This window comes from Lachnospiraceae bacterium (assembly GCA_025758065.1).
GTDB lineage: Bacteria > Bacillota > Clostridia > Lachnospirales > Lachnospiraceae > Enterocloster.
Genome location: CP107199.1, coordinates 781,277 through 806,075 on the forward strand (window position 1 = coordinate 781,277; position 24,799 = coordinate 806,075).

At 43.9% G+C, this 24,799-nt stretch carries 21 protein-coding genes; 5 read left to right on the top strand and 16 right to left on the bottom strand.

Going from position 1 to position 24,799, the window contains the following annotated elements:
- Positions 1–175 precede the first annotated feature (175 nt).
- The 8 genes from OGM16_03585 to OGM16_03620 all read right to left on the bottom strand — a co-directional run bounded on the left by OGM16_03585 (position 176) and on the right by OGM16_03620 (position 10,236).
- Entirely contained in the window at positions 176–1,570 is a 1,395-nt protein-coding gene (locus tag OGM16_03585; protein UYJ47368.1) for an L-fucose/L-arabinose isomerase family protein, read from the bottom strand.
- Positions 1,571–1,780: 210 nt separating this feature from the next.
- The gene (locus OGM16_03590; protein UYJ47369.1) at positions 1,781–3,067 is read right to left on the bottom strand and encodes a TRAP transporter large permease; all 1,287 of its coding nucleotides are present in this window, start codon (positions 3,065–3,067) and stop codon (positions 1,781–1,783) included.
- Positions 3,064–3,579 carry a TRAP transporter small permease gene (locus OGM16_03595; GenBank protein ID UYJ47370.1) on the bottom strand — a complete coding sequence of 172 codons (516 nt, stop codon included), beginning with the start codon at positions 3,577–3,579 and terminating at the stop codon, positions 3,064–3,066. Before OGM16_03595 ends, OGM16_03590 begins: the two co-directional genes overlap by 4 nt.
- A gap of 309 nt (positions 3,580–3,888) precedes the next feature.
- A complete protein-coding gene (locus OGM16_03600) occupies positions 3,889–4,968 on the bottom strand; it encodes a TRAP transporter substrate-binding protein (protein UYJ47371.1) in 1,080 nt (359 codons plus the stop codon).
- Positions 4,969–5,201: 233 nt separating this feature from the next.
- Entirely contained in the window at positions 5,202–6,263 is a 1,062-nt protein-coding gene (locus OGM16_03605) for a LacI family transcriptional regulator (GenBank protein UYJ47372.1), read from the bottom strand.
- A gap of 271 nt (positions 6,264–6,534) precedes the next feature.
- The gene (rlmD, locus tag OGM16_03610) at positions 6,535–7,896 is read right to left on the bottom strand and encodes a 23S rRNA (uracil(1939)-C(5))-methyltransferase RlmD (protein UYJ47373.1); all 1,362 of its coding nucleotides are present in this window, start codon (positions 7,894–7,896) and stop codon (positions 6,535–6,537) included.
- Positions 7,897–7,905: 9 nt separating this feature from the next.
- Complete coding sequence (locus OGM16_03615; GenBank protein UYJ47374.1) at positions 7,906–8,850, bottom strand: HD domain-containing protein; 945 nt, start codon at positions 8,848–8,850, stop codon at positions 7,906–7,908.
- Positions 8,851–8,913: 63 nt separating this feature from the next.
- Positions 8,914–10,236, bottom strand: coding sequence for a S1C family serine protease (locus OGM16_03620; protein ID UYJ47375.1), 1,323 nt, complete (start codon positions 10,234–10,236; stop codon positions 8,914–8,916).
- Positions 10,237–10,759: 523 nt separating this feature from the next.
- On the opposite strand from OGM16_03620, the gene OGM16_03625 reads away from it, so the two are divergent.
- The 4 genes from OGM16_03625 to OGM16_03640 all read left to right on the top strand — a co-directional run bounded on the left by OGM16_03625 (position 10,760) and on the right by OGM16_03640 (position 16,789).
- Positions 10,760–13,270 carry an endonuclease MutS2 gene (locus OGM16_03625; protein ID UYJ47376.1) on the top strand — a complete coding sequence of 837 codons (2,511 nt, stop codon included), beginning with the start codon at positions 10,760–10,762 and terminating at the stop codon, positions 13,268–13,270.
- A 204-nt stretch (positions 13,271–13,474) separates the two neighbouring features.
- Positions 13,475–14,185 carry a response regulator transcription factor gene (locus tag OGM16_03630; protein UYJ47377.1) on the top strand — a complete coding sequence of 237 codons (711 nt, stop codon included), beginning with the start codon at positions 13,475–13,477 and terminating at the stop codon, positions 14,183–14,185.
- Between the two features lie 4 nt (positions 14,186–14,189).
- Positions 14,190–15,596 carry a HAMP domain-containing histidine kinase gene (locus OGM16_03635; protein ID UYJ47378.1) on the top strand — a complete coding sequence of 469 codons (1,407 nt, stop codon included), beginning with the start codon at positions 14,190–14,192 and terminating at the stop codon, positions 15,594–15,596.
- 119 nt (positions 15,597–15,715) lie between these two features.
- On the top strand, positions 15,716–16,789 hold the full coding sequence (locus OGM16_03640) for a hypothetical protein (GenBank protein UYJ47379.1): 1,074 nt from the start codon (positions 15,716–15,718) through the stop codon (positions 16,787–16,789).
- Between the two features lie 242 nt (positions 16,790–17,031).
- Here OGM16_03640 and OGM16_03645 read toward each other — a convergent pair whose 3' ends face one another.
- From OGM16_03645 to OGM16_03680, 8 genes are all read right to left on the bottom strand, one after another.
- On the bottom strand, positions 17,032–17,262 hold the full coding sequence (locus OGM16_03645; protein ID UYJ47380.1) for a GntR family transcriptional regulator: 231 nt from the start codon (positions 17,260–17,262) through the stop codon (positions 17,032–17,034).
- 87 nt (positions 17,263–17,349) lie between these two features.
- On the bottom strand, positions 17,350–18,294 hold the full coding sequence (locus OGM16_03650) for an ROK family glucokinase (GenBank protein ID UYJ47381.1): 945 nt from the start codon (positions 18,292–18,294) through the stop codon (positions 17,350–17,352).
- Positions 18,295–18,399: 105 nt separating this feature from the next.
- Complete coding sequence (locus OGM16_03655; protein UYJ47382.1) at positions 18,400–19,683, bottom strand: DUF5711 family protein; 1,284 nt, start codon at positions 19,681–19,683, stop codon at positions 18,400–18,402.
- A gap of 156 nt (positions 19,684–19,839) precedes the next feature.
- The gene (locus OGM16_03660) at positions 19,840–21,117 is read right to left on the bottom strand and encodes a LysM peptidoglycan-binding domain-containing protein (GenBank protein ID UYJ47383.1); all 1,278 of its coding nucleotides are present in this window, start codon (positions 21,115–21,117) and stop codon (positions 19,840–19,842) included.
- Between the two features lie 69 nt (positions 21,118–21,186).
- Positions 21,187–21,696 carry a spore protease YyaC gene (gene yyaC, locus OGM16_03665; GenBank protein UYJ48386.1) on the bottom strand — a complete coding sequence of 170 codons (510 nt, stop codon included), beginning with the start codon at positions 21,694–21,696 and terminating at the stop codon, positions 21,187–21,189.
- 487 nt (positions 21,697–22,183) lie between these two features.
- Positions 22,184–22,801 (bottom strand): PBECR4 domain-containing protein, encoded by a 618-nt coding sequence (locus OGM16_03670; protein UYJ47384.1) that lies wholly within the window; start codon positions 22,799–22,801, stop codon positions 22,184–22,186.
- A 632-nt stretch (positions 22,802–23,433) separates the two neighbouring features.
- Positions 23,434–23,769, bottom strand: coding sequence for a DUF4869 domain-containing protein (locus OGM16_03675; GenBank protein ID UYJ47385.1), 336 nt, complete (start codon positions 23,767–23,769; stop codon positions 23,434–23,436).
- Positions 23,766–24,392, bottom strand: a complete 627-nt coding sequence (locus OGM16_03680) for a DUF1819 family protein (protein UYJ47386.1) — start codon at positions 24,390–24,392, stop codon at positions 23,766–23,768. Before OGM16_03680 ends, OGM16_03675 begins: the two co-directional genes overlap by 4 nt.
- A gap of 129 nt (positions 24,393–24,521) precedes the next feature.
- Between OGM16_03680 and OGM16_03685 the strand changes: the two genes are divergently transcribed.
- On the top strand, positions 24,522–24,788 hold the full coding sequence (locus tag OGM16_03685) for a helix-turn-helix transcriptional regulator (protein UYJ47387.1): 267 nt from the start codon (positions 24,522–24,524) through the stop codon (positions 24,786–24,788).
- Positions 24,789–24,799: the final 11 nt, after the last annotated feature.

The following is a 24,799-nucleotide window of genomic DNA, read 5'->3' on the forward strand; positions in this document are numbered from 1 at the left end:
TAATACCATAGCCAAAAGGCCAGAAATCTGATGCAAGCCTGCTTGCAGGAAGATTTCTGGCCTCAGGACACCGGTACATCGTTTTCGTAAATAATGTACCAGTATCATAACATTTTGACGTTGCTGTGTAAACCTGTAAATTTTACAACTCATTCATTTGCTTTTTGTACAAGCACTACTTATTAAAACAGATATACTCAATTCCCACGATCTCACAGAACATCTTTAAAACCTTCGCATACTTTCCATAAACCATATGCAGATGGTTGGAGTTGATCTTCTCGTAGAACTTTTCGTAGTCTGCCTCTGCTTCTACGAATGCATGTGGATAGCAGTATGTAGTCTCTTTTAACTTCTCAAGAGGATACATCTTTGTGGTTCCCTCAAAGCAGCCCAATACATACTTTCCATTGCTGCGGAACAGTCTGGCAACAGTCACATCACCTGGTTTGGAGATAAACTGGATGGACGCACCGCCTGCTTCCCCGAAGATATGGGGCATTAAAGCGATCTTCTTCATAGCTTCTTCTTTGTTGTCCGGATCAGCGAAATATGGTGCCACGCTGCCGCAGTTTGCCAGTACAAATTCCTTATCGTTTCCATCAAAGAACTTGATGTCCAGCAAACAGGAAGGCTTTCCTTCTGCGCACAGATTTAAGATGCGCATGGTCATAGCACCGTCGCAGTCACACTCACAGGAAGTTGGGATCGGTGTCTTTTCGCCGTCTGCGTCATATGGGTTGTTTAATAATGCCACACCCAGACACTGGAGAACGAAATGATCGCTCATATCCTGCTGGCACTTGATGCCCATAAAGTTATACTTCTTTTCCGCAGCCATATCCTTTAATGCCAGATAACTGCGTACCTGTAATTCCAGTGTTTTCTCTGTAAACTTGTCCCCGAATTCTATCCTCGGTACATTTTCCTTTACCCACTTTAAATGCTTCTGGACACGTTCTTCGTCCAGTGCCTTTGCACGGTATACGATCTCATACTGATCGCAGTGGTCAAACTCTACCCCAAAGGTACTCTGCCACTGGCTTGGATCTGCTACTGTAGTTCCAATACCAATACTTCTTCCGCCGATCATTCCATAGCTGGAACGGCGGATGCCTTCTGCCACATAAACGCCTTTTACAAAGTTATCCACCTTTTCCTGGATCTTGGGATCTTCATAATCACCAGATACACGGATGCACTTCTTTCCGGTCTGGTCTAACATACCTCCAACTGCCAGCAGTGTTACAAGGCTGGACGTATTGCGCTGCAGGTTGCCTAACAGCAGCACCGGATAAGAAGTTCCATAGGCAATGCGGAATGCTAAAGATGGGGTTGCCCAGATGGGCACATGGATGATCACAGCTTCAATGCCCTGTTTCTTGATCTCATCAGAAATATTTTGTCCATCTTCTGTGTCAAATACAATAGGTGAGATATAAAGGTCATATTTATCCCCAAATGCCTTTTTCACCTTTTCGATCTCGCTTGCTACAATTGCTTCTCTCTTTTTATAAAATTCGCGACGGCTGTCACCTAATGTGACGATCGCTACCTTCTTTTTCTCCATGAAAAATCCCTCCTTTGGAAATGAATGTCCTCTCGGAGTCTTTCCTGCACCTGCCTTTGTGGCCGATTTTCCGCCAGTCGCACCCGAATTTCATCACCGTACACACCGCGTACGCCTCAGAAATTTGGGCACAACTGACAAAAAATCTTCTCACAAAATCAGATACAGAAAGATTCCGAGAGAACATATGACTATAAAAGTACCCGCCTGTTAAAACCACTCTGGCTTAATAAGTTTCGGTAATGCAAAGGCAATATCCGGTAAAAATGCGATCAGTACTACTACTACTACAGAAACCATGATATACGGGATAACTGCCTTAAACGACTTTTGCACACTCATTCCGGAAATTCTTCCTGCGATCAGCAGACACAGTCCATAAGGCGGTGTTACCTGACCAACTGCCAGTGTGATAACGATGATCAGACCTAACTGTACCGGTGTAATACCAAATGCAGTTGCAACAGGCATTAATACAGGAACAAACAGGATCATTGCAGGGATCGCATCCATGAATGTTCCAAGGAATAAATAGAATCCAATAACTGCCAGTAAGAACTGCCACTTATATGGGAAGTAGGTAGCGAACATCTGCTGAACACTGGTACTTACATTGTAGTAGCTTAAAAGCTGTCCTAATGCATTTGCAGTTGCCAGTGCAAACAGGGAAGTGGCACTGGTACGAAGTGTGTCATAAAGTAATGGCTTTACATCTTTTAAAGAAAGGTTTTTGAATACGAATACACCAAGGATGATCGCATAAATACATGCAATAGCTGCAGATTCAGTTGCCGTACATAAGCCCCCGATAACACCACCGATAATGATAACAGGTGTTAATACTGGAGGAAGACATTTTATAGCCAGTTTTAAGAAGTCTTTAAATGACATTGGATCCTGTTTTGGATAATGATATTTCTTATTTCCCATAAAAATAACAAACATCTGTCCAAGACCGACCAAAATACCAGGAACAACACCGCCTAAAAACAGTGCTCCAATGGATGCGCCTGCTACAGAAGAGTAAACAACCATAGGAATAGACGGCGGGATAACAATACCGATCGTAGAAGAAGCTGCCGTTACACCTACTGAAGTTTCCTGGCTGTAACCTTCTTCTTCCATTGCCGGGATCAAAATGGAACCGATACCTGCTGTATCAGCCTGGGAAGAACCGGAAATTCCGGCAAATAACATGGAAACTAAAACATTTGCATATGCAAGACCGCCTGGGAATCTTCCCACAATACCATTACAGAACTGGATCAGTTTCTCACTGATCTTTGCACGGTTCATAATGTTTGCCGCCAGAACGAACAGCGGAACTGCAAGCAGTGTAAAGCTGTTCAGACCGGTAAACATTTTCTGTACAACTGTAATTAAAGAAATAGAATTTAACTGGGAAATACCAAGAAGTGCCACCAGACCTAAAATGTAGGCAATGGGGATTCCTGCAAACAATAAGATAAGAAATGCTGCAACCAGTACTAGTATCATAATTTTGCCTCCTTCATTGCCTTTTCAACTGCATCTTCTACCTGGCCTCTGTCAGGATGCTTAATACAATCTATGATATTTTCTACAGAGAACACTGCTGCTGTCAGACCAAAAATAGGAACACATAACCAGCTCCATCCTTTACTTACTGGCATAGAAGTCATTTTCCAGGCTGCAAACTGCTGTACGAGCTTAATGCCGTAAATGCCAACTACCAGATTGAAGATCAGGACAAATACATGTCCTACCAGTTCATCTGCAAAAAGGGATTTTCCTTTTAATTTTTCGGTTAATGCTGTAAATTTAAAATGCTCATTGGAACGAACCATTGGTGCTGATCCGATAAAGCAGCACCATGCCAACGCTGCGTTGGCAACCTCTTCTGTAAAAGCCGCCTGAAATCCAAATACACGGGAACATACCTGTACTGTAGTGCATACAAAGAAAACTGCAACAGATGCCATTCCTACGATATACAGAACTTTTTCCATCAGATCACATATCTTTTTCACGTTAAAACCTCCATTTTCAATGTTCTCCCGGAATCTTTCTGTGCCTGATTTTGTGAGAAGATTTTTTGTCAGTTGTGCCCAAATTTCTGAGGCGTACGCGGTGCGTACGTTGATGAAATTCGGGTGCGGCTGGCGGGAAATCGGCCACAAAGGCAGGTGCAGGAAAGACTCCGAGAGGACATAATGTTCTCCCGGAATCTTTTCACGGGATCAGGTGCAAAACATTCTGGAAAAACATATGAAAAACGCGTACAACTATCTACACAGCCATACGCGTTTTCCTTACAATGCCGTATCTGCTATGCCTGCTTATTTTGCTGCTTCATTTACCTTGTTGTAGAGATCAGTTACACCGATCTTCTCAGCTGCTGCATCTTTAGCGTCTGCACAAGCTGCGATCAGGCTGTCTTTATCTACTTCGTTTACGATACCGCCATTTTCCTTGATGGTCTCAAGTGCTTTATCGTTCAGGTCTTTATCAAATGCTCTCTGCTCTTTGCAGGCATATTCTGCTGCTTCATCTACCCACTGCTTCTGCTCATCAGTTAAGCTGTTGTACTTGTTAGCTCCGATCAGGAACATTCTGGTTGCAATGTCATGGTCTGTTAAAGATACGTAAGGACCAGCTTCGTAGAATTTCTGCAGTAAGATGTTTCCAAGATCATTTTCTGCTGCATCGATTACGTGGTTCTGAAGTCCGCTGTACAATTCGTTGTAAGCCAGTGTGGTTGGGTTTGCTCCCAGCGCAGACCATACAGAACGTACTACATCAGAGTCCTGTACACGGATCTTTACGTTCTTGAAATCTTCTACTGTATTTACGGGTTTAACACCAAAATACTCTCTGGTACCGCAGCTCCAGTAGCCTAAGTTATGAAGAACGCCGCCTGCATTGATCTTATCAGAAATAGTCTTTCCAACTTCTCCATCTACAACTGCTGTCCAGTGATCTAAGCCTGTGTAAAGGAATGGGATGGAGAACAGGTCTGCTTCTTTAACACCAGTGGTTGCCACGAAGTTTGGAGAAGCAACGATCATATCAACGGTTCCTGTTGCCATCTTCTCAACTAATTCTGCTTCATTTCCGCCTAACTCGCCGTTTGGATGGATCTCAACGGTCATCTTTCCGCCAGATACTTCTTCCAGTTTTTCTTTCATTGCATCAAAACCAGCCTGATAGGAACTGTCAACCGTATTAACATGGGCACCAATCAGTTTTACCTCTGCTTCTGCTGCTGGTTCTGCTTTTTCCTCTGCTTTTGTTTCCTCCTTTGCAGCGGCCTCTGTAGCTGCCGGTGCTGCTGTAGTAGCTGCAGTGTCCATCTTTGTACATCCTGCTAAAGATGCTGCTACGCCTGCTGCGCACATTACATAAAACATTTTTCTCATAATAAATAACCCCTTTCTAATACATAAAATGTGTTTGGTTTTATACTCATACAGTGCAGTCACTGTATATAGCCTTTTTTGCGGAAATAAACATACTTTCCTTTATCACGTCATCTGCCCCAGACAGATTGATTCTTTGTGGAAAACGTTTTCCATTCTGATAAAAAATATATGGAAATCGTTTTCCACTTTTCAGATTTTTTTGCACACCTGCTGTGGTGTGCAAATATATATCATAATACGATCTTATTAGTACTCTGGCGCGGGATCAGCCTAGATCTTACCAGAACTTCCTCCTCACTTACACAGGATTCCTTCACCTGAGGATGTTCCAGTAAAGAGAAATAATACTGGGCAAGCTTCTTTCCCCATAGATACTGGTCCAAACCTACCGTAGTAAGAGATGGATCAATGGAATCTGCAAATACCAGATCATCGAATCCGACAATGGAATAATCGTCTGGCACTTTCTTTCCGGCTTCCCGGACTGCTTTGAAAGCGCCTAATGCCATAGCATCATTCATACATACAAAAGCTGTAACTTCCGGTGTTCTCTCTAAAAGAGCTTTAGTAAGATAATAGCCTTTGTCTGCGGATTCTGTTACATCAGCAATTGCATCGCGTCCCCAGATATAAACATATTCTTCCCTGTATGGGATCTTCGCTTTTCCAAGTGCCTGCTTATAACCCGTCAGACGGCTTCTTCGGATGGAGTTATCCAGCTTGTCAAACAGCATGGCAACTTTTTTATGTCCCAGATCCAGCAGATGCTGTACTGCCAGCTCGCATTCTTCTACCTTGTCTACCATAATGGTGTGCATATCCGGTATACAGATACCGTTAGAAACAACATTTAAAGCAACTCCACCTCGTTTTACCAGGCGGAACATAGCTTCCGGTATCTCATCAATGTAAATACTGATGATGCCCTGAACGTTTACTGCCAGCATATTTTCAATGCTGTAGTTGATCCGTTCTTTATCTCTGTCACAGCTTGATATGGACATGTGATAATTCCGGCTGACGATCTCATCTTCGATTCCCCTTACAATAGAAGGATAAAATGGATTCGCAATAGACGGAATGATGATCCCTATAGATGTACTTTTTTTACTCTTCAGGTTCCTGGCCTGAAGATTCGGGATATATCCTAACTGCTTGGAAGCAAGAAGGATCTTCTCCTTTAACTCCGGCTTCACCGGGTGGTCTGAATTGTTTAAAACCCTGGAAACTGTAGCCGGCGAAACATTAGCCGCTCTCGCTACATCATGGATAGTTACTTTATCTTTGTTCATATTGTTCCTATCTGCTAAATGGAAATCGTTTTCCATGTGCATTTTTATATTAGCATATCGATAGGATTTTTTCAAGTATTATTTAAATTTTATGCAAATTTCTGGGGGTACAGTTCATTTATCAATGGTTTGAATAGGGAATTGGCTTCTCAAGTTTCTACAGAACGATCACTATCGTGTCATCCGGCTTTTACGCGAGCAATGAGGCAAGCCGGGATGCTTGCCTCTCGATTTGCCGACTGCCACGTTCATCGAGACAAGTATTCTTGTCTCAATGTTTGGACAAAAAGACAACCGTCTCCACATGACAGCTTTGTCCAAACATATCGCAACATCTTACCTTTTCTACCTCATATCCGCCATCTGCCAGATATCTCAGATCTCTTGCCAGCGTAGAGGAATCGCAGCTTACATAGACAACCCGCTTGGGAGCCATTTTTAAAATGGTGTCAAGGCAGACCTGATCGCAACCTTTTCTTGGTGGATCTACTACAATGACATCGGCATAGACCTTGTTTTTCGCATACTGTTCCGGAAGGACTTCCTCTGCCTTTCCGGTAAAGAATTCTGCATTAGTAATATGATTTAAAGCTGCATTTCTTCTGGCATCTTCAATTGCCTGGGGAACGATCTCCACGCCGTATACCTTTTTGGCATTCTGTGCTAAAAACAGGGAAATGGTGCCGATCCCGCAGTACAGATCCCAGACTGTTTCACTTCCGGTAAGTCCTGCATACTCCAGGGCTGTTCCATACAGCTTTTCCGTCTGTACTGGATTGACCTGATAAAATGATAATGGTGAGATCTGATAAGTCACATTTCCAATGTTATCAGTAATATAACCAGGACCATATAAATTAACGATCTCTTTTCCCATGATCACATTGGTCTTTTCCTGATTGATACTGTAGGAAATGCTGGTCATGCCTTTTATCCGGCACAATTCTTCCACCAGCTGTTCCTTTAACGGAATATCTTTTCCGTTGATCACCAGACAGACCATAAGCTCACCGGAATGAAAGCCCTTGCGGATCAGCGCATGGCGCACCAGGCCTTTATGGGCAGTCTCATCATAGGGACGGATATTATGGTCTCTCATAAATCCTTTGATAATGTCCAGAATATCCTTATTTTCCTCTACACCTAACAGACAATCCTCGCACTCAATAATATCATGGGTGCGTCCTGCATAAAATCCGGCCACAATATTTCCATTTTTATCCATTCCAAAAGGAAACTGTGCCTTATTACGATAGCGCCATGGTTCTTCCATTCCCATAATAGGAAGCATATGGATCTCATCTTCTCTAAATTTCCCGATCCTTAACAGATGGTTTTTCACCTTCCGCTCCTTAAATTTCAGCTGTTCTTCATAGGACATGGCCTGAAGCTGACAGCCGCCGCACTGACGGGCAACAGGACACCTTGGCTCTACCCGTGCTGCAGATGGAGTAAGAATCTCCATCAGCCTTGCAAATCCGTAATTTTTTTTCATCTTCATGGCACGGGCCCGGACTACATCGCCGATCACTGCATCTTTAATAAACCAGATATAACCGTCCAGTTTTCCGATCCCTGCGCCGTCTTCACTCATATCCTCAATGGATACTGTAAATTCCTGATTTTTTTCCATATTTTGATTTTACTCCGTTGTTCTGCGGATATTGGACTCTAACAGGCGGTTGAATCCCAGCCAGCCTTTGTTTTCTCCACCGGCATTTAATGCTTCGATCATGGTTTCCATTTTTGCATCTGTATTATCTGCAAAATTCAGTGCCAGCGCTTCCAGCAGCGCAGGCTTCTTTGGAGAACCATATTCCAGTTCCCCGTGATGTGCCAAAATGCAGTGCTTCAACTCAACTGCAATACTTGCAGGGAAGCCTTCGATCTCCTTCATGCGCTCAGACACCATTTCTGTACCAATAATAATGTGGCCCAGTAACTGACCATCATCGGTATAATCATTTTCCGGGAAGCGGGAAAGCTCTTTTGTTTTTCCGATATCATGGAAAATAGCTGCTGCGATCAGCAGATCCCGGTTTAACTCTTTATAATAGCCTGCATAATAGTCACACAGCTTTGTAACACTTAAAGTATGCTCTAACAATCCCCCTACAAAACCATGATGAACTGTCTTTGCTGCAGAATGGAACTGGAATGCCTTTGCGAAAGCGGCATCATCTACAAAGAAACTGGACAACAGACGGTTCAAATATGGATTCTTTACACTCTTAATAAATCCCAGCAGTTCTTCATACATTTTTCCAATATCCTTCTTAGATACAGGCAGATAATCAGACTCTATGTACTCTCCTTCTCCTGCTTTGCGGATCCGTCGTACATTTAACTGATTGGAATTCTGGAAAAGAGTCACATCAGCCTCAATGCACACATAGTCCATAGTATCAAAATCCCCCACTCCCGGAGAATTTAAGTCCCAGATCTTGGCATCAATGGTTCCTGTCTTGTCCTGAAGGACCACATTTCCATACTCTTTTCCATTTTTTGTAAGCTGGATCTGCTTGTTCTTACATAAATATACATCTGATACATGCATTCCTTCACGGAAGCTTTCGATATATCTCATCTTTCTACCTCATTTTTTATTATTTTCATTGATTTTTCCATAAAAGAGAGCCCGGCACCTTTTCTACCTGGCTCCCATTGTTACTGCAAATTCTATCTCTTTGTACTCATCTTTTCCATTATTTCTCTGGACTGTTACTGTAATGTGATCACCCACATGGAGTCTTTCCACCTGGGCCTGGAAATTCTTCATTCCCTCGATCTTAACATCGTTGATCTCATCTAAGATATCACCAGACTGAAGTCCGGCATTGTAAGCAGGACTTTCCGGAGCTGCCGCTGTAATATAGATACCTGCCGGCATTCCATTTTTTTCCATTTCTGTGGTGACTTCCTGGCCTTCGATCCCCAAATAAGGAACCGGAATCCCATTGCTCAAAAGTTCCAGAATTCCCTTGTAATCAGAAATAGACATAAATGTCTTCATCCCAGTTTCCACATCCTGGTCATAGCGGTCTGTCCCCCAGCCAATAAGCTCTCCATCTGTATTAAACAGGAAAGTACCGGCATCTGCTCTGCTTTTAACATCTGCATACAGAACCCGGGCATTTCCATCTGTCATCTGTACATTTTTTGCTATATAGGAAATAAAACCATAGCTGCTGGAATGTACCATTCCTGCTGGTGAACCCATAGTAAACACCAGATCTCCCTGTCTTGAGCTATAGGAATTTCCCAGTTTTACAGGTTTGATCTTCTCATACTGGACATCCTCTAAAGAAGATACATCTGCACAGATCACAGTCAGGCCCATCTGGGAATCTGTCTGTTTTACAGTGCCCGGCACTACTTCGCTGTCTGAAAATACCACTTCCAGGGAATCTGCTGTTTCCACTGCTTTTGACGGAGCCAGTACCAGCACTTCTTCTCTTCTGACATCGATCACAACGCCTGAAAACTGACCTGTGGTTTCGATGGGGTTATCAAACCAGTCTTTTTCCCGCTGGATGGAATGGATCGCAGCAATGGATTTATCTGCTTCCGATGCCAGTGTTCTTAAATTACCGTACATTTTATTCAGATCTTCCAGAGAATAGGGATATTTCTCTAATTCTGAACGGACTTTTTCTTCTACCGGCTCTGTAGGCTCTGTAGAAGCTTCCTGCACAGGTACCGGAGTCTGCGTCTCCGGCTCATCTTTTGGTATGGTAATAGGACGGCTTTCCTCTGCTTTTTCCTGGCCCATTATCTTTTTAGCCACAGTTTTGGTCACTGTAAAACAAACCGCTGATATGGTTCCAAACAGCACTGCGCAAATAACCGTCAAGATGATATATCTGATGATCTGCCTTCTTGATAACGGCTGACGCACGATCTTCTCCTGGATAAACTGCCAGGAGCGGTCTTCTTTTACATTGTCATCCTTATCTGTACGCTTATCCGCCATTGTGTTCCTCCTTGCGAAGAATCTTATTCCTATTATAAGGTTCTTCCTGGCATTATGCAAGATGTTCTATAGGATTCTTGCCGATATATCATTACAGTTCAGCCATGCGCTGGTTTGAATGAGGGAGTGTGTTGCAAGCTTGCTTGCATAAGCACTTTCTCATCCAAATCAGCATATGGTGGAACCACCAAGCTTCTTGTTTTCATGAATATGGAAACAAGAAGATGTCATGGTTGAACTGTAACGATATATCCTCCGTTTTCTCCCCATTTCTCCTGAGAAATTTCCCATAGTAAAACATAATATTTGCTGTTATAATGTAAAGGCACAGCAGAAAAACAAGCGACGCCAACGGCGGCATTTGTTTTTACCTGCGCCAGCAGACAGCAGAGCGCGTCAGCGCAGGGCTGTGAGTGAACCTTTCACGCCCACTCTGTAAGAAACATTTCAACGAAACAGCCCCCTTGCGTAAGCACAGGTCTGTTGCGTGAACCTTATGCAATACCTGGAGGAACCAATAAATATGAACCAAAAAGCCTTAAAAACTTTAGAATATACAAAGATCATCACACAGCTGGAATCCCATGCGGCTTCCCCGCTGGGAAAATCCCTCTGCCGGGATCTTGTTCCATCTTCAGATCTGGAAGAGGTACGTACCTGGCAGGCGCAGACCACAGATGCAGCTGACAGAGTCCGCTTAAAAGGTACAGTATCTTTCTCTGGCTTGCGGGATATCGGCAGCTCCTTAAAACGCCTGGAGATTGGCAGCTCCTTAAGCATCAGCGAACTGCTTTCCATCAGCTCCGTCCTTACCGTCACTGCCCGTGCTAAAGCCTACGGCCGTCAGGATATTCCTGAAAACACCTTTACACCACGTTTTCCGGGACAGCAGCCTCCTAAACAGACAGCAGCTGAAGAATATGCGCCTGACTCCTTAGACCCCTTATTTCAGGCCTTAGAGCCGCTTACACCAGTGAACAATGAGATCAAGCGCTGCATCCTTTCCGAAGATGAGATTGCTGATGACGCAAGTCCCGGTCTGTCCCATGTACGCCGTTCCTTAAAAGCCTGCGCAGACCGTATCCATACCCAGTTGAACTCTATCCTGAACTCCCACCGTACCTATTTACAGGACGCTGTGATCACCATGCGTGACGGCCGGTACTGTCTCCCTGTTAAATCAGAGTACAAAAGCCAGGTATCCGGCATGGTCCATGACCAGTCTGCCACAGGTTCTACCCTTTTTATCGAACCAATGGCCATTGTAAAATTAAACAATGAGATCCGCGAGCTGGAGATCCAGGAGCAAAAAGAGATCGAGGCTGTTTTAGCTTCTTTAAGCAACCAGACAGCACCGCACATAGAAGAACTGCAGTTAGATATGGAGCTGTTAGCCCAGCTGGATTTCATTTTTGCCAAAGCAGCCTTATCCCACCAGTACCGCTGTACAGCTCCCATTTTCAACGATAAAGGCTATATCAACATCAAAGACGGCCGCCACCCGTTACTGGACCAGAAAAAAGCTGTTCCTATTAATGTATGGCTTGGAAAAGACTTTGACCTGCTGATCGTAACAGGCCCTAATACCGGAGGTAAGACCGTTTCCTTAAAAACAGTGGGGCTTTTTACATTAATGGGTCAGGCGGGACTTCATATTCCAGCCTGGGAAGGCTCTGAATTAGCTGTTTTTGACAATGTATTCGCGGATATCGGTGATGAACAGAGCATTGAGCAGAGCTTAAGTACCTTCTCTGCCCATATGACCAATACCGTCCGTATCTTAAGTGAGGCAGACTCCCGTTCTCTCTGTCTTTTCGATGAGCTGGGAGCCGGCACTGATCCTACTGAAGGCGCTGCCCTTGCCATTGCCATGCTGTCATTTTTACACAATATGAAATGCCGCACCATGGCAACTACCCATTACAGCGAATTAAAGGTATTTGCCCTTACCACACCGGGGGTGGAAAATGCCTGCTGCGAATTTAACGTTGAAACCCTGCAGCCAACTTACCGCCTGCTCATCGGTGTTCCAGGAAAGAGTAATGCTTTTGCTATTTCCAAAAAGCTTGGACTGCCGGATTACATTATCGAGGATGCAAAAAACCATCTGGAAGCCAAAGATGAGTCCTTTGAGGATCTGCTCACCAGCCTGGAAAACAGCCGTGTGACCATTGAAAAAGAACAGGAAGAGATCCGCTCCTATAAAGAAGAGATCGCCCAGTTAAAATCCCGTCTCACCCGCAAGGAAGAGCATCTGGATGAACGCAAGGACAAGATGATCCGCAATGCAGCTGAAGAAGCACAGCGCATCCTGCGCGAAGCCAAGGAAACTGCAGACCAGACCATCCGCCAGATCAACAAACTGGCTGCAGACTCCGGGGTGAATAAAGAATTAGAGGCACAGCGCACCAAATTACGGGAACAGCTAAAGAAAACGGATGACAAACTGGCAGTTAAAGCCAAAGGCCCAAGCCAGCCTGTTTCTGCGAAAAAATTAAAGATCGGTGACGGCGTTAAGGTCCTTTCCATGAACTTAAAGGGTACTGTCAGTTCTCTTCCGGACAGTACCGGGAATCTGTTTGTGCAGATGGGCATCCTGCGTTCCAAAGTCAATATACGGGATATTGAACTGATCCGTGAAGACGATATCAGCGCCACATTAGGAGACGGCTCATCCCGCTCCTACGGTGCCGTTTCCGGAACAGGAACCAGTAAATCCAAGAAGACCTTTTCACAGGCAAAGGGCTCTCATTCCGGCTCCGGACAGATCAAGATGTCAAAATCCTTCTCTGTTTCACCGGAAGTCAATCTTATCGGCATGACTACAGATGAAGCTGTTCCTGCTATGGAGAAATATCTGGATGACGCATATCTGGCCCATCTGCCAAGCGTACGTGTAGTCCACGGGCGAGGCACAGGAGCATTAAAAACTGCCTGCCACAAACGATTAAAACAATTAAAATACGTAAAAGATTTCCGCCTGGGCGAATTCGGCGAAGGCGGAACCGGTGTGACCATCGTTACTTTTAAGTAGCATCAGATCACAACCATAAATGTTCTCCCACACTCTTTCTGTACCTGAGCTTGTGAAATTTTTTTGTCAGTTGTGCCCAAATTTTGAGGTTCGGCGTTGCGTCCGCCTCTAAAATCCGGGTGCGGCTGGTGGAAGATCTGCCACAAAAGCTGGTACATGGGCAGCTCCAGGAGAACAGATAATTATACAGGGAGGTAACTTGCAATGGCAGAAAAACAGCGGATACTCATTGTAGATGACGATGCAAACATCGCAGAACTGATCTCGCTTTATCTGATGAAAGAATGTTATGAAACTATGATCGTAGGTGACGGGGAAGAAGCATTAAAGCGTTTTCCGGATTTTAAGCCAAACCTGGTCCTTTTAGACCTGATGCTGCCGGGCATGGACGGCTACCAGGTATGCCGGGAGCTGCGTACCAGTTCCCAGGTGCCCATTATCATGCTCTCCGCCAAAGGTGAGATCTTCGATAAGGTCCTTGGCCTGGAGCTGGGAGCAGATGACTACATGATCAAGCCATTTGATTCTAAAGAGCTGGTAGCCCGGGTAAAAGCAGTCCTGCGCCGATATCAGGCTTCCCCTGCTGCCGCAGTATCAGAGCCAAAGCAGCAGGGCGAATATGTAGAATACCCGGACCTGATCGTAAACCTGACCAACTATTCTGTCATTTATAAGGGACATTCCATTGAAATGCCTCCAAAGGAACTGGAGCTTTTATACTTTTTAGCTTCCTCTCCTAATCAGGTATTTACCAGAGAACAGCTTCTGGACCATATCTGGGGTTATGAGTACATTGGTGATACCCGTACTGTAGATGTCCACATCAAACGTCTTCGTGAAAAGATCAAAGATCATGGCAACTGGGCCATTACTACTGTATGGGGCATCGGCTACAAGTTTGAAGTGAAGAGGTGATCAGATGGCCCGCTCTCTTTACTCTAAATTTATACTGGGTTATCTGATCTTCGGCCTTTTAAGCGTACTTACCATTGCCACTTTTTCTTCCGGCATAACCCGTGATTATCTGGTCAAAGACCGTGCCAATGCCTTATACGATGAGGCAAATGATATTGCTGCCTCCTGCAGCCTTATGTACCAGGGCCAGCATCAGGATATGGACCTTTTTTCCACCCAGCTGAAAAATGTGTCAACCTACCTGCGCACAGAAATATGGGTAGTCAATAAAAGCGGCGTTGTGATCATGGACAGCAAAAATGGTGCCAGGATCCATACCATCATCCCGGATTTTGACCCCACTGCTACCGGAAACCGTTCCTATACCATTGGCACCTATTATAAGCTTTTTGACCAGAATGTACTCAGTGTATCTGCTCCTGTAACCGGCAATTATACCACTTATGGCTATGTACTCATCCACCTGCCGGTCAGTGAGATCGCCGATTCCCAGAGCCATATTTTAGATATCCTCTATATGACCTGTGCCATTATCTTTGCTTTGTCACTAGTCATCCTTGTGGTATTTACCATCACTGTATATCTGCCCCTGCGAAAGATCGCAGCAGGTGCCAATGAATACGCTGCCGGCAATCTAAACTACCGGATCAAGGTAAATGCACACGATGAAATGGGCTATCTTTCCAACACCTTAAATTATATGTCTGATGAGCTTAATAAAATGGAGGAATACCAGCGCAATTTCATTGCCAATGTCTCCCATGATTTCCGCTCACCGCTGACCTCTATCAAAGGTTATCTTGAAGCTATTTTAGATGGCACCATTCCACCGGAAATGTATGAAAAATACTTATCCAGAGTTATTTCTGAGACAGAACGCCTTCATAAACTGACAGAAAGCATGCTGACCTTAAACTCCTTAGATGCAAAAGGCTTTTTATCCAGGACCAATTTTGACATCAACCGGGTGATCAAGGACACAGCCGCTTCTTTTGAAGGCACCTGCGATTCCAGACATATCCGTTTTGACCTTACATTTTCTGATAACATCCAGATGGTCTATGCGGACATGGGAAAGATCCAACAGGTTCTTTATAATCTCATTGACAATGCCATCAAATTCAGCCACGATGACTCTGTGATCTATATCCAGGCATCCAGCAAATACGAAAAGATCTTTATTTCTGTAAAAGATACAGGTATCGGCATTCCCAGAGACAGTATTAAAAAAATCTGGGACCGCTTCTACAAGACTGACCTTTCCAGAGGCAAAGACAAACGTGGCACCGGTCTGGGACTTTCTATTGTAAAAGAGATCATTCAGGCACATGGGGAAAACATTGATGTGATCAGCACAGAAGGTGTGGGAACCGAGTTTATCTTCTCACTGCCAGGTTCTACCTCTCTATAAAGTTTTATGTATATAACGTATATTTTACCTTTTTCTTACGATTTGGGGTAAAACTGTTTCTAATGGGTTCTTTGCTTTTAAAAGGACCCATTTTATGTTATAGTAGGAATTAACTAAGAATGCCAAAATTGTCCAACGACAGTTTTGCAAAAGAAAGGACGATGAACATGATCCGTTTTAAAAAAGCAACTGCACTTCTCCTTTCCGCACTTCTTGTTTCTTCCTGCATGGCACCATGCGCCTTTGCGGCAAGCAAAAAGAAAGTGGGAAAGATCAACCTGACCATTGATACTGACATCCGCTCAGGAAGCAGCGGAGGCGAGGTTGAAGTAACTGCCACCGGTGACAACACCAACTATTACTACCTTGATTCTGTAGAAGTTACCAATGATGAAGGGGAAGACTGGAGCAAATCCAATCCACCGGAAGCTGAGATCCTCATTGGGCTGGAAGACGAAGATGAATATACCTTCTCCGGAACCAGTTCCAGCAACTTCAAGCTCACACTTGCAAACTCCATTAAGTCCCGTTATGATAAAGTAGAGTATGTCAGCGCAAGTAAAAAAGACGGCGGTGCTACCATTGCACTGCGTGTCCGCCTGGTATTTGATAAAGATGCAGATATGAGCACTGCTCCTGCACCAGGCAGTGCACTGTGGTTCACCTACTCTCCCGGTATGGCAACCTGGACCGAGGTACCTTCTGCCAAATATTACCAGCTGCAGTTATATAAGGACGGTTCCCTGGTAACACCTCCAGATGGCTCCAGTTCCACAGTTTCCGTATATGGAACTTACTATGATTTCTCCAACTGGGTGACCGACGGTTCCAGCTATACATTTAAAGTACGTTCCGTAAAAGCCAGCAACAATGCAAAAAGCAAATGGGTGACTTCCTTTGCCTGGACTCCTGGCTCCACTTCCGGCGACAGCAATACCGTTACCGAAGGCTGGAAGAATGCTGCTGACAATGTACGCTGGTGGTATCAGAACGCTGATGGTTCCTATCCGGCATCCCAGTGGAAAGAGATCAACGGAAAATGGTACTATTTCGATGCAGAAGGCTATATGGCTACCGGCTGGATCAAGGTCGGCGGCTTAGATTACTGCCTGGCTCCTGACGGTGCTCTGTATGTAAACTGCACCACACCAGATGGCTACAATGTAAATGCAGACGGTGTATGGGTCCAGTAAATAGACATATGACCTGCCAGTACATTGTTTCGTAAATAACTGTGCTGATCCGTCACCACAAATAAATGTCAGTTGCTGCGTGCAGCTGACACTCCAAATATCATACACAGCAATATAAAAAGCCCGCCGGTTTGTGATCAATATCACTTCCCGGCGGGCTCTGTTTATATCTGTTTTTAACGTTTATTCCTATTATAAAGCTTGTTACCCTGCTGATATGCAGCTGTTCCTCACTGATCCGTTCACATGCTTCCCCTGCTTGGGATCACCTTTACCAGCTTCTGTCTTTCTAACATCTGGATGGCTTCTCTTACAGGGGTGCGGCTTACATCAAAATATTGGGCCAGCTCTGAATCAAGGATCTTTTCCCCGGATTTAAGGACTCCGATAATGATCCATTCGCACACAACATTATAAATCCTGTCTTTTACACTGAGAGTCTGGATACTCTCAGTTTTCGATGGTATAGGCATAAATTTCCCACTCTTTCTGTATATTTCATAATGATTCCCCATACCATCATTATAATTATTTTTTTCACAATATGCAATGATTTACTACTACAATACCAATCTTGCTGCTCCATAAATACCTGCGTCATTTCCCAGTGTTGCTAACCCCAGTTTACCCTTATTCTTGGAGATCGGGGTGAAATAGTCATAATCTTTCTGGACCATATCAATAAGGAACTGTCCGGCCTTTGATACACCGCCTCCGATAACAAAAATTTCCGGGTCTACAGTAAGAGCTACCTGTGCCAGTGCCAGACCTAAATAGTGGCTGACGGTCTTCATTACCTCCAATGCCATCTCATCTCCTGCTTTTGCAGCATCTAACACGTTCTTTGCACTTACATTATCACCGAATTGTCGAAGCATGGACTGCTTATCAGATTTTGCCATGGTCCTTCTTGCTTCTCTTGCAATACCGGTTGCAGAGCTTACCTGCTCTAAGCAGCCTACACCGCCGCAGTTGCAGTGTTCCCATTCATCATCACGCACATGAATATGGCCGATTTCTCCCCCGAGTCCATGTTTTCCCGCAATGATCTTCTGGTCAATAATAACACCACCGCCAACTCCGGTCCCTAAAGTGACCATGACCAGGTCAGAATATCCTTTTCCGCCTCCCTGCCACATTTCACCAAGAGCTGCCACGTTAGCATCATTTCCGCTCTTTACAGGAATGCCGTCTAAGAGACTGCTTAACTCTTCCTGCGGGTTCAGATCCCGCCAGCCAAGATTTACACATACTTCCACATATCCGTCAGGCATAACAGGTCCCGGAACACCCATTCCGGCGCCTGTAATATCCTTCTTCAGGTCCAGTCCCATTTCATCCAGTTTTTTACGGATAGACGCTGCCACATCCGGCAGGATATTCACTCCGCCATCTTCCTTACAGGTCTTTACCTCCCACTTGTCCAAAAGCTCTCCTGTAGTCTCAAAAAGACCGATCTTTACACTGGTTCCCCCTATATCAACACCGATGCACTTCATCCCCATAGTATATATCCTCTCTTTCCTGGTTTTATTATTATATAACTGGTTTATTATTGTATGGCTGATTTACTATTTATTGTACGACTGGTTTACGATTGTACGACTGCCTTACTTCAGCCGTATCTCTTCCATTTTCTGGTTTCCCATTATAAGAATAGTTCCGGGGAAACGGCCGGCAAGAACTTTATTTACAGTAAAATCAAAGGTTCCGCTGAATTTCCGGGTTCCCGCCATGTTGTAAATACAACAGGAATTATCATTATACAGCATTACCAGATCATCCTCTATGTCAAAACCGGTATACTGATAACTGAAGGTAGTCTCAAATACAGTGCTTCCATCCGGCTTATAAATGCGCAGACAGTATGGGTCAGCACCAGACCCATTATCCGTTATAACACCGGCATACTGATCATTATAGCTGATGCTGCGTATATTTTCATCCAGCAATATCTGACTGGTGGATTCCGGAGAAGTTTCCACACGGGTAGAGAAAAACTGCAGTCCCTTATCAGTAAAGGCCACTGCATGGCTTTCATCCATAAACCGGACTCTTCCTGCCATGGCATCACTTAGATCCTCTGGAAGAAAAATGCCCACTACCCGTTTCGGGTCATTCTTTCCAAGGCCAAAATTGTAAAATACGATCTTATTTTTGATCATTCCCTGTTCCAGATACATAAACGAGGTGATCCACTGGGTTCCGCCTGGTGAAAGGCTTACATCCACCGGATAACCATCTCCGGAAAGAAGGGATTTCACATAAATATCCAGGGCACTTCCATCCTTTTTATACAGATAAATATAACTTGCCTTGGAATCCTCCTGTACAGAAGCTACCACTCCTTTTGCAGATACGGACAATGAAAGGACCGGCAGTGTGGTAGTAACCTGTCCCTGACAGCCACTGCGGTCGCAGATATAAATGGAATTTCCCTGTTTGTCCCCAATAGCTGCAAAATCGCCATTTACAGTGACAAAGGGTGATTTCATCTCATAACTCTGCATCCAGATGGCTTTTCCCCTGCTGTCTATGTAAGAAGCTCCGTCCTTGGTGTACTTGATCACACCGTCACCAAACTCCATATATCCACAGAAACTACCTTCCCCCTGGATCGCTGCTTCCTGATTTTCCTCAGTCAGGCTCTTTTCCCACACCACCTGGAAATCATAGAAGGTATGATAGCGGTCATAATAATAAATACTAAAAGCAGCGCCGCCTAAAAGCACTGCTGCAATGATAAAGATCGTCATACGTTTTCTGACGGTCTTTTTATGGGCATTGCGGATCGCCTGTTCGCTTTCCTGTTCATTCTGGTACATAGGAGGAACGATCTGGCGTCGCAGCTGCCTTTTTTTATTTTCACGGTTCATTAAACTGGAATTATCCATCCTTGTCTCCTGTGAAATGTTCTTTTATAGCAATCGTATAATGTTCATATTCTCTTACACCCGCTTAAGTATACAACATTTCACTGGAAAAATCGACAACTAATCCATGCAAATAGCTCTGAATAAATCTGAATATCTCTGACTTTTTGGAACATTTCAGGGAAGCAGCAGCTTCTGGCCCGCATAAATACTGTTTTCATCTGTCAGGGAATTAATACGGCAGATCTCTTCCAGCTTTCTGATATTATTGTACTCCTTAAAACAGATTCCATAAAGCGTCTCTCCTTCACCTACTATATATACTTTGTAAGATGGTGTGGAATTAGCAGGTTCTGCAAAAGCAGCAGTGGTTTGTGCAGATGCGCCATCTGTTGTTTCCGGTACAGATTCCTGACCGGAACCAGCCACCTTGGACTGCAGCATCTGTCCTGACCGGGCTGTATCTTCGTTTGTCCCGGAAACAGCATCTGTCTGCCCTGAAACCATTGCATCTGCGGCACCAGCTTCACTTCCACTCTCTGAAGTGTCTGTTTCAGTTCCAGACAACCCATCATCCGGCACCATAGTCTCCGGCAATACCTCCATGGCTGATTCCCGGCTTTTTTTCTCCCCCTCACTCGGATATACACCGCCTCTTGCTTCCCGGATCACTGCCCCCAGGTCTGCTGATGCCACTACCTCTTCCATTTCATGAAGCTTTTTATAATTATTGAACATGGCAACACCTCCGGCCAGTACCATGACTGCCAGTACGCTGCAAAGGCCGGAAAGGACATTTACCGTACTTTTCTGCTGTACAGCCGCCGTTCTGTGCTCGTCCATTTTTTTGCGGAAATCACGGATCGCCCGGTCATCTGTCCTGCTTTCCTCCCGAAGGATATCCTTTCTGGCAATCATATAATCCTGCATCAGCTGGTTACGCTCATAATAAATGCTGTAGCCGCGCAGCTGATAAAAGCCATCTGTGGATGTGATGTAAACCGCTTCTTCCCCATCCAGACCGCTGTTTAAATACATCAGCTGGTTTTTTCCTGTAAAATACTGGCTGTGCTGCCGCCAGTAATTCAGCGGATTTAAGGTAATGCCTTCTCCTGCGCATAAAAACCAGCCCTGGACCGTTCTTCTTGGGAACATGGTCTCTACCTGTTGATATGCCCTTTTCCAGGCTTCCTCTGTAAATACCACCTTTTCACCGTCCTGAGGCAGCAGTTCCATCTCCATGGCACCATCCACAAATACATACGGCATGTCCTCATGGATCTCCCGGTTTCCAAGAAGCAGCCCCACACGGAGATTCTGCCCATTTCCTGGTTTCAGCCGCTTTAAATATGTATTCACATAATCTTCCACATAAAGCCGCAATACTGTATCACGTTCCCCGATCTGCCGGATATTTTTCGGCAGTTTGGGATAAAGCTCATATAATTCGCCCATATTTAACACCCCTTTTGCTGTTCCTATATGTTCTCACATAAGAATAGCAAAAGAGGTGCTAAATTTTTGTCATATTATGGCTGTATTTTCCCAAAATCGTTCGACAAGGGCAATGCTTTCACATATACAGTCTGCCATTTTCATCACCATAGAAAGCCTCACACTCTGGAGCATCACAGGATCATGATTGCCTGCACCGCCCACGATCCCGGTAATGGAAATATCCCCTACTTCTCCCAGTTCCTTGGAAACTCCCAGTCCCGGCTGCAGTGCCCCTTTTCCCAATGTTGCAAATCCAACGTGATCCGGACTTCCTACGGATGCATCGATGGCCACTACCACATGATTTGGGAAATGGTTGTGTATATAGGCTGCATAAAGCTCTAAGTTCATGGCATGGACCGGCTTATCCAGAGTTCCGATCACAGCCGCCTTTTTCAATCTGTATTTTCGAAGCTTATGCCCCACCAGCGGCCCCAGACTGTCCCCTGTAGAACGATCTGTACCGATACACAGAAATATTACCCCTGCTTTCTGTTTTTCTACCATTTCCTCGGCGATCAGCTGGTTCAAATTCACCGCAAACCGCTCCGCCTCAAACTCCCCCATTGTATCATAATAAGAAATATCGTCTCTTCGCTGCATACGAAAAGACTTCCACAATCTCATCGCCAAGTTCTCCACCCCGGTATCCGTTTCATGTTTGCCTGTTTTCTTATAACCAGTACATCGTTTCGTAAATAACTGTACTGATTCCGTTTTTATAGTATAGGCGACAGTGATGAGTTTTATTCAATATTCTTAATTCTTAATCCCGTTTGTCAGCAAAAAGAAAATCTCATATACTCCAAATTCAGCTACCACCTAATAGCTTAGATTTGGTTAGCAGGATTTTTTTGACCAAGAAAAAAAGCGGAGATGGTCCAGCATGTCCTGCTATCCATTTCCACTTTAGTATACTAAATCCTCCCCTGCGGAATATATATAGCACCATTCCCCTCGCCTCAATATGAATTGACTTTTCTCAATTAAGAATTATTTTCCCCCAATAAATACAAATTGACCATTACAATGAAATCAATGATTTCAACGCATCTGTGAAACCATCTTTTTCTATTTGAAATAGATCTTTCTTTATTTCGTAAAACAATTTATTGTATGTATCATCAGCATCTGTCTTTTGTAAAACAAACATAATCTTCTGTGGATCTGAGCAATAATTCGTAATAGCACTGTTCAGTAATGTCGTTGGAACAGATGCCTTTGTCCGGTCAACCTGATTAGTTCCCTTTTTCTTTATTCGCGAATCGTATCCTATTACCCCTGTTGAATTTCCAGTAGCCATTTCAAAGTCATTGTCTCGTGTTACTAAATCTTTTTCTCCGATCTTATAACACTTACTATTTCTCAGATCCAATATTTTCTCCATTACTCCTATTTTTGAATACATGGTGCTTGCATCTCTCCGTGGCTTACATTGCTCCCTGGTAATTTCTCCCGATATACAAGCTTCATAAAATTCATTGGCATTTAGGGACTCACTCTTTATCCCTGCCAAATGCATGAAATTATTCTTACCAAACCGGACTTCATAATGGTCATAGGTATCTGACTTGCTCTTTCTAAATATGAACAATAAGGTAGTATCAACGTATTCCGAATATAAAGTTGCGCTTTTACGCAATATAGTTAACATTTCCTCAGACGTCAATATTCTTACATTCCGTGCCGTACATTTCATATTTCCCCTTAACGTAAAAGAGAAACCTTTGTATCAAAGGTTTCTCCATAATTCTCATAAAACTGGTTTCATTATGGTGCTTTGCCACCAAATTACAGGCATTTCACCTATCCGGCTTGATTATCCTCTGGCTGAAGAGTAAGCGCAAAGTTTTAACGTTGCCAGCGCAACGGAAGCAAACACCTTATGCTTCGTATCCTGAAATCAGGAAGAGATTTCTCTCTTGGTACTTATATTATACTCAGCATCTCTGAAAATAGCAATCTTTTTTTAATTTTATGACTGGAATATTATTCTCCCTTAAGCGCTCTTCGATCTTATGCTCATGAGCATATTTCCATATGGCACATTTATCGTTATCTTCATATTCGTAGTTTCGTCTGCATACTCCGAAATTACCGTCTTTCCAGTACATGGTCACGCTGGTTCCATCCATCTTGGTACTGATATAGTAGGCAGAAACCGCTTTGAACTCACTGATCAGTTCCGGGTAAAACTACACTCTAAGTTCATCCGTCTTAGTAATTCCATAAGGGAATTCTCCGATTACCGTTCCGCTGCTGGTCACTTTTTCCTCAATTTCCCATTTGAGTACCCCAAGAAGTTCTGTCACATACCGGCAGAAAGGCATCCACTTCAAAATATACACAGTTATCTCCACAATTCGACATGTTGTAAATAAAAGAATCGTCTTTCAACATAAGAATCAAAACTTTCACTCCGCCAGACAATTCGCGTGGCGTTATGGCTCCCAGTATAGGACTGTCAATAATATGTGAACTGATAACTGTGCAATGATCCACATCCTGGATATGTATTCCCACTTCATTGCACAATCCTTCATTTTTTAAAAAAGAAGGATCTGATATGCGTTCCCGGATACGGTCCAGATCCTGTTTCAGATTACTCATATCATTCCCTCTCTTTCTTCCCGGAAACAGTTAAACGCTTCCAATGCCTCTGTATTTTTGTTTTCGCGGATGCCTTTCTCCAGTTCTTCACACAAAAGCAATGTATTTAATTTTGATGCCCGTATATTATCTAAAATCTCTGTTTCCACCAATATCTTCACCAAAACCTGGCTTATCCTTGAAATCGTTGATGGGCTCCAACCAGCCACTTCATCATTTTGTGCCTGAAGCCGGGTCAGAAAAACATACACGTCCTTTTTAGAGAAAGAAAGATCCTGCTGCCTGTATTTTTCACCGATCACATCTACCATGAATTCCCATACAAGGCGGTTCTGACACATCATGGCATAAAGATTGATCTGCTTAGCCGCATCCATTGGCGCCAAAAGGATCTCTCGCTGCAAATTTTCATTTTCAAGAGCATCCAGCCGTTTGTAGCAGGCTCTTACCATTCGGGAAACCTGACGTTCTGTAGGATATTGAAAAAGATTATTTTCCCTGACCTCTTCTATGGCTTTTTCAATAGGTACATTCTGTGTATAAAAACGAGCTGCAATGCGCATTTCATAAAAAAGGAATTTTTCTGCTGTGATCGCTCCATTATATTTCATTGAATGAGACATATAACTTCTCCGTTTGTGTAGTATTACGTTTTTGCATCCATATACAAAGTTACTATATACATAGTAACTTTACTGATTAGATTCGTCAAGCTGTTACTTTTCAGCTAGTATAAAAACAGGGGGTAAACCATGGAAAAAGAAATCATCACGATCAATGAATACGGGTATGTTGAAATTGAGCTTAAATCTCCCATGGATGCCAAAGGCATTACCAGAAATGCTCTGGCTCGTAAGATCAATACCCGTTTTGAAGTAGTAGACAAATGGTATAGAGGACAGGTAGAAAAGATAGACGGAGATATTCTCGCCCGGATCTGTTATGTTCTTGACTGTAAGCCAGGTGACATCATCCATTATCACTGTCCAGAAGAAAAAAAGACACAGCAGAAAGCGTAAATTGCATTTCT